We start from the raw sequence: 12481 nt of genomic DNA, 5'->3' as shown, positions 1-12481 counted from the left end.
GGACGACGACGCACGACGGACGGCGGGTGGCGGCGGCGGCGGACGACGGGTGGCGACGGGGTGACGGGGGACGGACGGCATGGCGGCGAGCGCGGCGGACCTGCGGCGGCGGTGGGCGGCGGGGGAGGCCGCGCACGGGCTGTGGAGCCTGCTGCCCGGGGCGGTCACCGGCGAGCTGCTGGCGCGCACCGGCGCCGACTACGTCGTCGTGGACCTGCAGCACGGCGCCACCGCCGAGGCCGACCTGCCCGGGACCGCGGCGGCGATCGGCGCGGCCGGCGCGGTGCCGCTGGTCCGCACCCGCAGCCCCGCCTTCGCCGACGTCGGCCGCCCGCTCGACCTGGGCGCCCGTGGCGTGGTCGTGCCCAACGTCCGCGACGCCGCGCACGCCCGAGAGGTGGTGGCCGCCACCCGGTACGCGCCGGCCGGGACCCGGTCGATCGGGCGGCTGTCCGGCGGCGCCGACGAGCCCCTGGTCGTGCTCATGGTGGAGGCCGCCACCGCGCTCGAGGACCTCGACGTCCTGCTCGCCGTCGAGGGGCTGGACGGCGTGTACGTCGGCCCCGGCGACCTGTCCCTGTCGCTCGGGCTGACGGGGGAGGAGCACCGCGGGGAGCTGCGCGGCGTGCTGTCCTCGATCGTCGCGCGGGCGGTCGCCGCCGGCGTGCCCGTGGGCGTGCACGCCTACAGCGGGCAGGAGGCGGCGGGGTTCGCCGCCGAGGGCGCCACGATCGTCACGGTCGCCGTCGACGCCGCCGTGCTCGGCGAGGCGACGGCGGGCCACCTCGCGGCCGCCCGCCCGGGGTCCGACCCCCGCTGACCGGGCCGCCCCGGCCACGACGGGATACTCGTCCCGACGGGGTCCGGCGGGCGGTCCCCGGTCGAGGAGGTCCCCGGAGTGCCCAGAGCCCTGCTGCTGGAGAACATCGACCCGGTGGCGGCCGACCTCCTCGGGGAGGCCGGCTACCAGGTCGAGTCCCTCCGGGGAGCGCTGGACGAGGCCGACCTGGTCGACGCGCTGGACGGCGTCGACCTGCTCGGGATCCGGTCCAAGACGCAGGTGACCGCCGAGGTCGTGCGCGCCCGGCCGGGCCTCGCGGCGGTCGGCGCCTTCTGCATCGGCACCAACCAGATCGACCTCGCCGCGGCCGCCGCCGCGGGCGTCGCGGTGTTCAACGCGCCGTACTCCAACACCCGCAGCGTGGTGGAGATGGCGATCGCGGAGATCGTCATCCTGGCCCGGCGGCTGGTCGACCGGGACCGCGCGCTGCACGCCGGTACGTGGGACAAGTCGGCGGCCGGCAGCCACGAGATCCGCGGGCGCACGCTGGGCATCGTCGGCTACGGCAACATCGGCAGCCAGCTGTCGGTGCTCGCCGAGGCGCTGGGCATGCGGGTGCTGTTCTACGACCTCGAGGACAAGCTGGCGCTGGGCAACGCGGAGCGCTGCGACAGCCTCGAGGAGCTGCTCGAGCGCGCGGAGACGGTGACGCTGCACGTCGACGGGCGGGCCGGCAACGCCGGGCTGTTCGGCGCCGAGCAGTTCGCGCGGATGCGCCGGCGCAGCCTGTTCCTCAACCTCTCCCGCGGGTTCGTCGTCGACCACGAGGCGCTGCGGGAGCACGTCCTGTCCGGCCACATCGCCGGGGCCGCGGTGGACGTGTTCCCCGAGGAGCCGCGCGAGCAGGGCGACCCGTTCGACTCGGTGCTGCGCGGCCTGCCCAACGTCATCCTCACCCCGCACGTCGGCGGGTCGACCCAGGAGGCGCAGCACGACATCGGGCGGTTCGTCGCCGGCAAGCTCGTCGACTACACCACCACCGGGACGACGACGCTGAGCGTCAACCTGCCGACCGTGGCCCTGCACGGGTCGTCGGCGGCCCGGTTCGCGCTGCTGCACCGCAACGTGCCCGGCGTCCTCGCCCGCGTCGACGCGCTGGTCGGCGAGCACGGGCTCAACGTCGACGGCCAGGTCCTGGCCACCCGCGGCGAGCTCGGGTACGCGGTCACCGACGTGAGCGCCGAGCTGCCCGCGGACCTGCTGGCCGCGCTGCGCACCCTGCCGGAGACCGTCCGGCTGACCACCGTGGGCCGCCGGCCGCGCTGAGGCCCTCGAACGCGGAACGGCCCCCCGGCTGATGCCGGGGGGCCGTCCTCGTGTGGCAGGTCAGCCGTTGACGCGGACCTGCATGAACCCGTCGTGGGCGCTGGTGCTCACCACGGTGATCCGGGTGCCGGTCCTCGGCACGTCCACGCCGGTCCAGCCGTTGGCGTCGGGCTGCTCACCCGGCGCCACGTACCAGTCCTGCCGGTCGTCGAAGGTCGGCACGGCGGGCAGCCCGCCGTAGGTGGCGGCGACGCCGGTGTCCGGGTCGTGCAGCGTGATCCGGTCCGTCGCCTGCCGCCCGAAGGTGGAGTCGTAGGACTGGATCCGCGGCCGCCAGGACTCGCCGTCGGTCCGGTTCGTGCCCTCGTCGTCGGTCGGCTCGTAGAGCAGGCCGGGGTGGGCGTCGACCGGCAGGACCAGCCCGCCGCCGGGGTGGGCGCCGACGTTGTTGTCCGCGTACTGGGTGTTCCAGTAGCTGATCAGCAGGCCGTCCTGGTACGGGAGCCGCTCGGCCCAGTCGGGACGGTTCGGGTCGCCGAAGTTGTACGGGCCGGTCTGCAGGCCGGCGTCGTAGCCGGTGTAGGCGCGGTTCTCGGCGATGTAGGCGTTGAAGTACTCCTCCGTCGCCGTGCCCGTGGTGCTGGTGAACCCGTCGAGGGTCCAGGTCGTCACCGCGGTGCCGTCGATCGCCACCGCGTCGACCAGGAAGCCGGGCTCGGTGGCGGCGCCGTCGGTCCAGTAGCGGAAGCCCACCTGGGCACCCGCCGGGACGCCGGCCAGGCTCGCCGACAGGTCGACCCACTGCCCACCGGTGCTGCCGGTGATGCCGTGACCGTAGTTCTGGCCGTTGGGGTCGGTCGTCGTCGACCGGGTGGTCGGCAGCGAGGTGAAGGTGCGGCCGCCGTCGGTGGTGTAGACGGCGTAGGCGTAGTCCCAGTCCTGCTCGATCTGGTAGTTCACCTTGGCGGTGAGCGTCTCCGCGCCGGCCGGCAGCGCCGTCAGCATCGAGTGGTCCAGGTCGTCACCCGAGCCCGAGTACCAGAACTCCGGGCCCTCGAACGGGGTGCCGACGGTGGTGGTGACCCGGCGGTCCGGCAGCAGCACGATCAGCGCCTGCGCCTGCTTGGTGGCGGCGGTCGACGGGCCGAGGCGGGTGTTGGCCCGGGCGCCCGGCTGCACGACCTCGTAGTCCAGCCAGCCCAGCTGCAGCTTCTCCCACGCGCCCATGTGGATCGGCTTCGTGCCGATGCCGTCGGCCGGCCGGCCGCTGTTGCCGTAGGAGCCGGACGACATCAGCGTCCAGAAGGCGGTGCTGTTCTCCGCGCCGCCGCTGTTGCCGGAGGTGTCGTAGAGGTCCGGCAGGCCGAGGTCGTGGCCGAACTCGTGGGCGAAGACCCCGACGCCGCCGTTCTCCGGCTCGACCGTGTAGTCGCCGATCCAGTACTTCGACCCGCCGACCCGCGTGCCGCCGAGCGGGTTCTGCGTGCCGTCAGCGAGGGTCGGTCCGGCGGTGCCGACGCGGTTGGTCTGGTTGTACCAGCGGTGGGACCAGATGGCGTCGTCCCCGAGGACGCCGCCGCCGACCTCCTCGCCCATGCCGGAGTGCACGGCCTGGAAGTGGTCGATGTAGCCGTCGGCCTCGTCGAACTCGCCGTCGCCGTCGTGGTCGTAGCGGTCCCAGACGTCGAACTGCGAGAGGTACTCGTCGATCTCCTCGGCGGTCTTGCCCGTGGCCAACTGCTTGTCGTACCAGGTGTTGACCGTGTCGTTGACGAAGTCCCAGGTGACGCGGTCACCGAGGTCGTTGTCGCCGTAGGAGGCGCCGGTGCCGGGCACCTGGACCCAGTCCTCGACCTCGCCGGTGACGGTGTACCGGCCCGAGGACAGCTCCTCGTAGAAGTTCGCGACCGAGTTGACCCCGTCCGCGGAGCTGTAGAGCAGCTGGTCGAAGTAGGGCTGCGAGAAGTCCTCGGCCCAGATCGTGGTGTTGTCCACGCTCCGGTCCGGGCGGGGGATCTGGTTGTGCGGCAGGTCGCTGAACTCGCCGAGCACGGTCCAGATCGCGTCGCTGTCCTCCTGGGCCAGCTCGACGTACTGGCCGCGGGCGACCTCGACGACCTTGTTGTCGCCCTGGGGCGTGGCCTGGCCGGAGACGACCTGCTCGAGGGCCTCCTGGCGCAGCTCGCGCTGCTTGTCGCCGAGGGGGTTGGGCAGGTCGTGCGCCCGGGCGGGGGCCGCGCCGGGGTCCTCCTGGGGTGGTGCCGCGTTCGCGGTCGTGGGCAGGGCGACCGCGACCAGCGCGGCGCCCACGACCAGGGGAAGAGCTCTCTTCTTCAAGGACCGTCTCCCGTGTCGGACGAGGACCGCCGACCACCGGTGGGGAACCACCGGCGGTCACTCTCTGGCAGCCCGGGGAGACGTTAGGTAGCGGCGGTAAATAAGTCGACAATCCGTAACCGAACGGTGACCAACGAGACGAGGTAGTCCGCTCCACGACGTCGTGACCTGCGGTAACGGCGCCAGCGCATCTCGACGCTCCTTGCGCTCAGTGATGCGCAGACTTCCGCTTTGCGGAGAGCTCAAGTCTCGCTAGGTTGTGGCGCACGGCACAGATCACCGCGGATCGCCGGCCCGTCCGGGCGTTCCGGGGTGCGACGTGCGCCGTCAACCCCCGAGAGGACCGATGAAGCCAGTGAGGAACCTGCGACACCTGACGCGAGCGGTGCTGTTGGCCGCCCTGTCCGCACTCCTGTTCGTGGGGCTCGTCGGCCCCGCGAACGCGGCCCCCTCCACCGCCGGCCACACCAGCGCTGACTGCGCCCGGGTGCCGCTGAACAAGATCTCGATCCAGCTGTACACCTTCTCCGCCTACATCGGCTCCGGCCCCGGGGCCCAGCAGCGCCACGAGGAGGTCCTGCGCCGCCTCGCCGAGATGGGCTACCGCAACGTCGAGCCGTACACCCTGGGCGGCTGGACCGCCGAGCAGTACCGGGCGCTCCTGGACCGGTACGGCCTGAAGGCGTCGGCCCGCCACGTCGACGTGGGCTCGCAGTTCAGCGAGGTGAACATCGAGCAGATCCTCGAGGAGAACCGCGTTCTGGGCATCAAGTACTTCGGGTCCGGCAGCAGCGCGGGGGCCCCGTGGATCCCGCAGCAGCAGCGGCTGACGACCGAGGCCGACTGGGTCGCCTACGCCGAGTACCTGGACGCCGTCGGCGAGCAGGCGCGCAAGGCCGGGCAGACGCTGATGATCCACAACCACGACTTCGAGTTCACGACCGTCTTCGGCGACCGCACCGCGTTCGACATCCTGATGCAGCACACCCAGGCCAGGAACGTCGTCTCGCAGCTCGACCTGTACTGGGTCTCCTTCGCCGGCCTCGACCCGATCGAGGACGTCATCGACGTGTACGGCAACCGGATCCAGCTGTTCCACGTCAAGGACCTCAACCCGGCGCTGAACGACCGGATCGAGATCGTGGGCCGCGGCACCATCGACTTCCCGTCGATCTTCGCGGCCGCCGGCGGCAGCACGAAGTACTACGTCGTCGAGCACGACCCGCGCAACGACGGGACGTTCGACCCGTTCGTGGCCGCCGAGGAGGGTTTCGCGTACCTCACCTGCACGAACGGCTGACGCCCGGCACCTGACGAGGGGCGGTCCCGGATCCCCGGGGCCGCCCCTCCGCGCGTCCCAGCGCCAGCCAGGAGACGACGGCGGTCGTCGCGCACACCGCCAGCCCGAGGACCGCGATCGCCGCATACCCCCCGGGGGCCGGCGCGGCGCCGAGCAGGGTGGCGGTCACCGCGCTGCCGAGCGCGAAGCCGACGTAGCGCAGGACCTGGTTCAGGCTCATCGCGCTGCCGGTCTCCGACGGCGGCACCGCGGCGACCACGAGCGCGGGGAACGCCGCGAAGGACGCGCCCACCCCGAGCCCGGCGACGGCCATGAGGGCGAACAGCTGCCACAGCTCGGTGCGGGTCAGCCCGAACAGCACGAACGCGCCGGCCTGCACGACCGCGGCGACCGGGAGCACCAGCTGCTGCCGCCCACGGTCGGCCAGCAGCCGGGCGAGCCGGCCGCCGAGCACGCTGGCCGCCGAGAACGGCAGCAGCACCAGCCCGGCCACGACCAGCGAGGCGCCGAAGCCCGGGCCGGGGGAGGCCGGCGTCTGCGCCAGGACGGGCACCGAGGCGAGCAGCAGGTAGTTCGACAGGCCGACCAGCAGCGCCGCGACGTGGGCGGTGAGCGCGAGCCGCCCGCGGGCCAGCCGCAGGTCGACCAGCGGCACCGGCGTCCGGGCCTCCCAGCGCACCCAGCAGGCCAGCGCCGCGGCCGCGCCGCCGGCCAGCAGCCACGGCGCCGGGGAGGTCCACCCCTCCGTCTCCGCCTCGCCGAGCGCGACGAGCAGCCCGGCCAGCCCGGCGCCCAGCAGGAGCGCGCCGACGACGTCGAGCGGCCGTCGTGCGGTGGCCGCGGCCGGCGGCAGGACCGCGGCCGCGGCCAGGAGCGCGGCGAGGCTGACCGCGGCGCCGGCCCAGAAGGCGGCGTGCACCCCGCCGAGCTCGGCCACCAGCCCGGCCAGCGGGTAGCCGAGGCCGACGCCGGCGACGACGGTGAGCGACAGCGCGGCGATCGTCGACCGGGAGCGCTCACCGGTCAGCGCCTCGCGGGCGGTGGCGATGGCCAGCGGCGTCAGCCCGAGCCCGAGGCCCTGCAGCGCCCGCCCGGCGACCAGCCACCCCAGCCCCAGGGGGAGGGCCGCCAGCACGCCACCGGCGGTCACCACGGCCAGCACGGCGAGGACGACGCGGCGCCGGTGCGGCCCGTCGCCGAGCCGGCCCACCACCGGCGTGGCCACCGCGCCGACCAGCAGCGTGGCGGTCAGCGACCACTGGGCGTCGGGCAGCGGGGCGTCCGTCGCGGCGGCGATCGCGGGGACCAGCGGCGCGCCCAGGCTGCTGATGACGGCGACGACCGTCCCCACGAAGAGCAGCACGGGCACGAGGGCGCGCGGCGAGCGGGATGGGGTCATGACCTCCAGGGTCCCAGGTGGTTGGTACGTGCAACGGGTGACGCCGGTCGCGCTGCCGGCGCCGTCCCCCCTTGTCCGGGGCCGTGCAGGCCCCGACCATCCATCCCCTGCGACACGCACACCCGGACGGTCGACGGGGCGATGAGCCATGGACCTGCACCACGCGGTCACGCACGGGAAGCACTACCGGCGGCGGACGCGCCGGCGCGGGATCGCGCTGGGCCTCGGGGCGGTGATTCTGGCCGCGGTCGTGGTCGGGGCGCTCCTGTGGTCCGGGGGCTCCGGGTCCCCCGAGCCGCAGGCGGGCGCGGCGGCGACGTCGGCCGGCGTGGGCGAGCACGCGCCCGGCGCGCACGCCGGGGACGCCGCTGCGCCGTCGGGCCCCGCCGCGTCGTCCGGGGCGCCCGCGCCGGCGGCGAGCGCCGCTGAGCCCGGGATCGGCCCCGCGGTCCCGGTCGGCTCGTCGCCGCACCACCTCGCGGTCACCCCCGACGGCCGCTCCGCCTACGTCGCCGACCCCGTCCTCGGCGCCGTCCTCCGCATCGACCCCGACACCGCGGAGGTGACGGCGACCATCCCGGTGCCGCAGGCGCCGCCGCAGATGGTCACCACCTCCCCGGACGGGAGCCGGGTCTTCGTCTCCGCCTACGACGAGGAGTTCACCACCGACGCCGTGGTCTCCATCGACACCGCCACCGACACGGTGGCCGGCGCCGTGCCGGTGGGCCGTGGGCCGTACGCCATGGCGACCGACCCCGGCGGCCGGCTGCTGTACGTGCCCTACTACGACGAGGACCACCTCGACGTCCTCGACGCCGGCACCGGGGCGCTGGTGGACCGGGTGGACGTCGCGCCGTCCCCGCACTGGGTCGCCTTCGTGCCCGGCCGCGAGGCCGCCTACGTCACCAACCACTTCTCCGACGTGGTGACCGTCCTGTCCCTCGAGGACCACCGGGTGCTGGCGACCGTCCCCGTCAGCGACGGGCCGCACGCCCTGGAGACCTCGCCGGACGGGACGCGGATCGCGGTGGTCGGCTACATCAGCGACGACGTCACGCTCATCGACCCGGCGACGGACACCGTGGTGGCCACCGTGCCCGGGGTCGGCGCCGGGCCGCAGGACGTCACCTGGGCCCCCGACGGCCGCCACCTCTACACCGCCAACGTGGAGGACGGCACCGTGGCCGTGGTCGACGCCGCCACCGGTGCCGTCACCGCGCGGATCCCCACCGGGACCGACCCGACGAGCGTCACCGTGACCCCGGACGGGCGCCGGCTGCTCGTCACCAACTCCGGCGACGGCACGGTCCGCGTGCTCGACGTCGCCGGCACCTGACCGCGCCCGGGCGACGCCGCCGGCGGACGGCACCGCGCGGTGCCGTATCACCGGCAGGTCACGGTCCCGTCCCGGCCGGGGCCGCGATCTCGACGTTCCCCCTATGGTCCGTCGGCATGTGGCACACATCACACGGGGTGCTCCGGGAGCCGGTGGCGCCGTGCTGACCGTCGACCGGCTGCAGGTGAGCTACGGCGGCGTCGTCCAGGCCGTCAGGGGCGTGTCGATGGAGGTCCCCGACGGCTCGGTCGTCGCCGTGCTCGGGAGCAACGGCGCGGGCAAGACCACGCTGCTGCGTACCGTCTCCGGGACCCTGCGGCTGCACCGCGGCCGGGTCGACGCCGGCACGGTGCGCTTCGAGGACACCGACCTCACCCGCCGCGACCCCGGCCAGATCGTGCGCCGGGGCGTGGTCCAGGTCCCGGAGGGGCGGCGGATCTTCGGCCGGCTCACCGTGGAGGAGAACCTGCGCGCCGGCGGCATGGGCAACCGCGACCGCGCCGCCAAGGCCCGCGCCGTCACCCGCGTGCACGACCTGTTCCCGGTGCTGCGCGACCGCGCCGGGCAGCGCGCCGGGCTGCTGTCCGGCGGGGAGCAGCAGATGCTCGCCATCGGCCGCGCGCTCATGGCCAGCCCGCGGCTGCTGCTGCTCGACGAGCCGTCCCTGGGCCTCGCGCCCCGCGTCATCGGCCAGATCGGCGAGGTGATCGCCGAGATCAACCGCCAGGGGACGTCGGTGCTGCTGGTCGAGCAGAACGCGACGATGGCCCTCGGCGTCGCCGACCGCGCCTACGTCCTCGACGTCGGCGAGGTGTCCCTGTCCGGCGACGCCCGCGAGCTCGCCGCCACCGACGAGGTGCAGCGGCTCTACCTCGGCCACACCGGCGCCGAGCCCGCCGCGGAGCGCGTCGAGCGGGCGCCCCGCCGCACCCTGTCGCGGTGGACGGCGTGACCGCGGCGACCACCCGGGACGACGTCCCGCCGGTCGAGGTCGACGGCGTCAGCGTCTCCTTCGGCGCGATCAAGGCGCTCAACGACGTCTCGTTCACCGTCGCCCCGGGCGCCATCCACGCCGTCATCGGGCCCAACGGCGCCGGCAAGTCGACGCTGTTCAACGTCCTCTCCGGCGTCTACCGCGCGAGCGCGGGGGAGGTCCGGTTCGGCCAGGCCCGCCTGAGCGCGATGCGGCCGTTCCAGATCGCCGGCGTCGGCGTGGCCCGCGCGTTCCAGAACATCGCGCTGTCGGGCACGCAGACGGTGGCCGAGAACCTCATGCTCGGCCGCCACCACCTCACCAAGGCGGGCTTCCTCTCCTCCGGGCTGCGGCTGCCGCGGGCCACCCGGGAGGGGCGGGTCCACGGCGAGCGCATCCGCGAGATCGCCGAGTTCCTCGACCTCGGCGCCAAGCTGCACACGCCCGTCGGCGTGCTGTCCTACGGCGACCAGAAGCGGGTCGAGGTGGCCCGGGCGCTGTGCATCGAGCCCCGGCTGCTGCTGCTCGACGAGCCGGTCGCCGGGATGAACGCCCAGGAGACCGACCGGATGGCCGACGCGATCCGGGAGATCCGCTCGGCGCTGGGGATCTCGGTCATCCTCGTCGAGCACGACATGGGGATGGTCATGTCGCTGGCCGACCGGGTGACCGTCCTCGACTTCGGCCGCCGCATCGCCGACGGCACCCCGGCGCAGGTCCAGTCCGACCCCGAGGTCATCCGCGCCTACCTCGGCTCGGGCACCGAGGTCGGCCCCGCCGAGGCCGCCGCCCAGCACACCGCCGCCCAGCACACCGCCGCCCAGCACCCCGCCGCCCAGCATCCCGCCGAGGGCGCCGCCGCCCGGGGCGCCACCGCCACCGACGCCCCGGGGAGCCGGCCGTGACCCAGTTCCTGTCCCTGCTGCTCAACGGCATCTCGCTGGGCGCCATCTACGCGCTCATCGCGCTCGGCTTCGTGATCATCTTCAAGGCCAGCGAGGTGGTCAGCTTCACCCACGGGTCGCTGCTGCTGCTCGGCGCCTACACGATCGCCCGGCTGTCGGGCCCGATCGGCTTCCTGCCCGCGGTGCTCGTCGGCGTCGGGTTCACGGCGCTGGCGGCGTTCCTCGTCGAGCGGCTGGTCATCAACCAGCTCCGCGGCGCCCCGGTGATCAGCCTGGCGATCGTCACCATCGGCGTCGACATCGTCATCCTGACCGAGCTCATCCGGCAGATCGGCCCGGACATCCTCAACGTCCCGCACCCGTGGGGCAGCGACTCGGTCCGCATCGGCAGCGTCGGCATCAGCGAGAACCGGCTGATCGCCATGGGCGTGGCCGCCGTCCTCATCGTCGCGTTCTTCGTCGCCTTCAAGTACTCCAGCTGGGGCGTGGCGATGCGCGCCTCGGCCGAGGACGGCGAGGCCGCTGCGCTGATGGGCATCCGGCAGGGCCGGGTGTCGGCGCTGGCCTGGATCGTCGCCGGGGTGCTCGCCGCGGTGGCGGCGCTGTTCCTCGTCGGCGCCCCGACCCCGGGCGTGAGCGCGGCGGCCTACACGGTCGCGCTGCGCGCGTTCCCCGCGGCGATCCTCGGCGGCCTGGACTCCACCGGCGGCGCGCTGGTCGGCGGGCTGCTCATCGGGATCACCGAGGCCCTCGCGGCCGGCTACCAGGAGCAGCTGTCCTTCCTCGGCCGCGGCTTCGGCGAGGTCGCGCCCTACGTCGTGATGATCGTCGTGCTGCTCGTCCGCCCCTCCGGCCTGTTCGGGACCAAGGAGCTGACACGTGTCTGACACCCTCTCCGCCCCCACCGGGGCGCGCGGCCGGACGGCGGCGGCGGACACCTCCCGGCCCGGCCGCTCCCCGCTGCTGCGCTGGCTCCGGCCGGTGCTGCTCGTGGCGGCCCTCGTCGTGCTGCTGGTGCTCCCGCTGTACGTCGAGGAGTTCTGGCTGCGGACCGGCTTCGCCGTCGCCGGCGCGATCGTCGGCGCGATCGGGCTGAACCTCCTGGTCGGCACCAGCGGTCAACTGTCGCTGGCGCACGCGTTCTTCCTCGCGGTCGGCGCGATCACCTACACCTACGTCTCCGGCGAGTCCGGCGGCCTGGGCACCCGGGCGGCGCTGCGCGGCCTGGAGCTGCCGCCGATCGTCGGGATGGTGCTCGGCGTGCTGCTCGCCGGCCTGGCCGGCCTGCTGTTCAGCCCGATCGCGGCCCGGCTGCGCGGCATCTACCTCGGCGTCGCCTCGCTCGGGCTGGTGTTCATCGGCGTCCACGTGCTCAACACCTGGACGCCGGTCACCGGCGGGTTCAACGGCCGCTCGGTGCCGGAGTTCTCGCTGTTCGGGTTCAGCTTCGGCAACAGCGACCCGACGCTGTTCGTCCTCGGCGTGCCCTACCGGGAGGCCGAGCGGCTCTGGTACCTCGGCATCGTCCTGGCGCTGGCCGCCTACGTCTTCGCCCGCAACCTGCTGCGCAGCCGGCCCGGCCGGGCGCTGGAGACGCTGCGCGACAGCGAGGTCGCCGCCTCGGTCATGGGCGTCAACGTGCAGGCGTACAAGGCGCGGGTGTTCATGGTCAGCTCCATGTACGCCGGGCTGTCCGGGGTGATGTACGCGCTGTCGATCGGCAGCATCGCGCCGGAGTCCTTCGGCCTGACCGTGTCGGTGCTGTACCTGGCGATGATCGTGCTCGGCGGGCTCGGGTCGGTGGGCGGCGCGGCGCTGGGCGCGGCGTTCGTCACCGCCCTGCCGCTGGTGTTCCAGCAGTTCGCCGACGTGCTGCCGCTCGTCAGCGCGCCCGGCGAGGGCGGCATCGCCGCCGGCACCGCCGCCCGCTACCTGTTCGGCCTGGCGATCGTCCTCGTCGTCCTCTTCGAGCCCGGCGGCCTGGTCGGGATCGCCCACCGCTTCCGCCGCCGGGGACGCAGACCCGGCCGCGGATCCCCGAGCGCCACAGCGGGCTCGGGTGCGCGCAGCACCGACCCCGATCCGTCCGACCCACCAGCGCGAGGGAGCACCAGATGAGAGCAG

Annotated in this window: 10 protein-coding genes; 8 read left to right on the top strand and 2 right to left on the bottom strand. The window is 74.2% G+C overall.

All coding sequences use genetic code 11. The features are described 5' to 3' along the window. The first annotated feature begins 79 nt into the window (after window positions 1-79). Together ACI8AK_RS19465 and serA are read left to right on the top strand one after the other, a co-directional pair. Window positions 80-820: an HpcH/HpaI aldolase family protein gene (locus ACI8AK_RS19465; protein ID WP_456957615.1), complete on the top strand. Its 741-nt coding sequence runs from the start codon at window positions 80-82 to the stop codon at window positions 818-820. Window positions 821-898: 78 nt separating this feature from the next. Next, complete coding sequence (gene serA, locus ACI8AK_RS19460) at window positions 899-2107, top strand: phosphoglycerate dehydrogenase (protein ID WP_456949867.1); 1209 nt, start codon at window positions 899-901, stop codon at window positions 2105-2107. A gap of 60 nt (window positions 2108-2167) precedes the next feature. Here serA and ACI8AK_RS19455 read toward each other — a convergent pair whose 3' ends face one another. Continuing rightward, a complete protein-coding gene (locus ACI8AK_RS19455; protein ID WP_456957613.1) occupies window positions 2168-4444 on the bottom strand; it encodes an immune inhibitor A domain-containing protein in 2277 nt (758 codons plus the stop codon). A gap of 385 nt (window positions 4445-4829) precedes the next feature. Between ACI8AK_RS19455 and ACI8AK_RS19450 the strand changes: the two genes are divergently transcribed. Beyond that, the gene (locus ACI8AK_RS19450; RefSeq protein ID WP_456957611.1) at window positions 4830-5744 is read left to right on the top strand and encodes a sugar phosphate isomerase/epimerase family protein; all 915 of its coding nucleotides are present in this window, start codon (window positions 4830-4832) and stop codon (window positions 5742-5744) included. Here the strand turns inward: ACI8AK_RS19450 and ACI8AK_RS19445 are convergent. Next, window positions 5725-7143: an MFS transporter gene (locus ACI8AK_RS19445; protein ID WP_456957609.1), complete on the bottom strand. Its 1419-nt coding sequence runs from the start codon at window positions 7141-7143 to the stop codon at window positions 5725-5727. The genes ACI8AK_RS19450 and ACI8AK_RS19445 overlap by 20 nt on opposite strands. 148 nt (window positions 7144-7291) lie before the next feature. Here ACI8AK_RS19445 and ACI8AK_RS19440 point away from each other — a divergent pair, with 148 nt between their 5' ends. The 5 genes from ACI8AK_RS19440 to ACI8AK_RS19420 all read left to right on the top strand — a co-directional run bounded on the left by ACI8AK_RS19440 (window position 7292) and on the right by ACI8AK_RS19420 (window position 12475). After that, the gene (locus tag ACI8AK_RS19440; protein WP_456957607.1) at window positions 7292-8479 is read left to right on the top strand and encodes a YVTN family beta-propeller repeat protein; all 1188 of its coding nucleotides are present in this window, start codon (window positions 7292-7294) and stop codon (window positions 8477-8479) included. A 160-nt stretch (window positions 8480-8639) separates the two neighbouring features. Next, the gene (locus ACI8AK_RS19435) at window positions 8640-9431 is read left to right on the top strand and encodes an ABC transporter ATP-binding protein (protein WP_456902234.1); all 792 of its coding nucleotides are present in this window, start codon (window positions 8640-8642) and stop codon (window positions 9429-9431) included. After that, window positions 9419-10357, top strand: coding sequence for an ABC transporter ATP-binding protein (locus ACI8AK_RS19430; RefSeq protein WP_456957605.1), 939 nt, complete (start codon window positions 9419-9421; stop codon window positions 10355-10357). Before ACI8AK_RS19435 ends, ACI8AK_RS19430 begins: the two co-directional genes overlap by 13 nt. Then, window positions 10354-11244 carry a branched-chain amino acid ABC transporter permease gene (locus ACI8AK_RS19425; RefSeq protein ID WP_456902236.1) on the top strand — a complete coding sequence of 297 codons (891 nt, stop codon included), beginning with the start codon at window positions 10354-10356 and terminating at the stop codon, window positions 11242-11244. The genes ACI8AK_RS19430 and ACI8AK_RS19425 overlap by 4 nt, the downstream gene beginning before the upstream one ends. Further along, on the top strand, window positions 11237-12475 hold the full coding sequence (locus ACI8AK_RS19420; RefSeq protein WP_387988974.1) for a branched-chain amino acid ABC transporter permease: 1239 nt from the start codon (window positions 11237-11239) through the stop codon (window positions 12473-12475). Before ACI8AK_RS19425 ends, ACI8AK_RS19420 begins: the two co-directional genes overlap by 8 nt. Window positions 12476-12481: the final 6 nt, after the last annotated feature.

The sequence above is a fragment of the Geodermatophilus sp. SYSU D00867 genome (assembly GCF_054050315.1).
Note: the sequence above shows the minus strand (reverse complement) of the source record. Positions and strands in the feature narration are given on the sequence as shown.

Excerpts from the sequence above, each read along its gene's own strand:
- ACI8AK_RS19465 (WP_456957615.1), top strand. The coding sequence starts at position 80 with ATGGCGGCGAGCGCGGCGGACCTGCGGCGGCGGTGGGCGGCGGGGGAG.
- ACI8AK_RS19445 (WP_456957609.1), bottom strand. The coding sequence starts at position 7,143 with ATGACCCCATCCCGCTCGCCGCGCGCCCTCGTGCCCGTGCTGCTCTTC.
- ACI8AK_RS19440 (WP_456957607.1), top strand. The coding sequence starts at position 7,292 with ATGGACCTGCACCACGCGGTCACGCACGGGAAGCACTACCGGCGGCGG.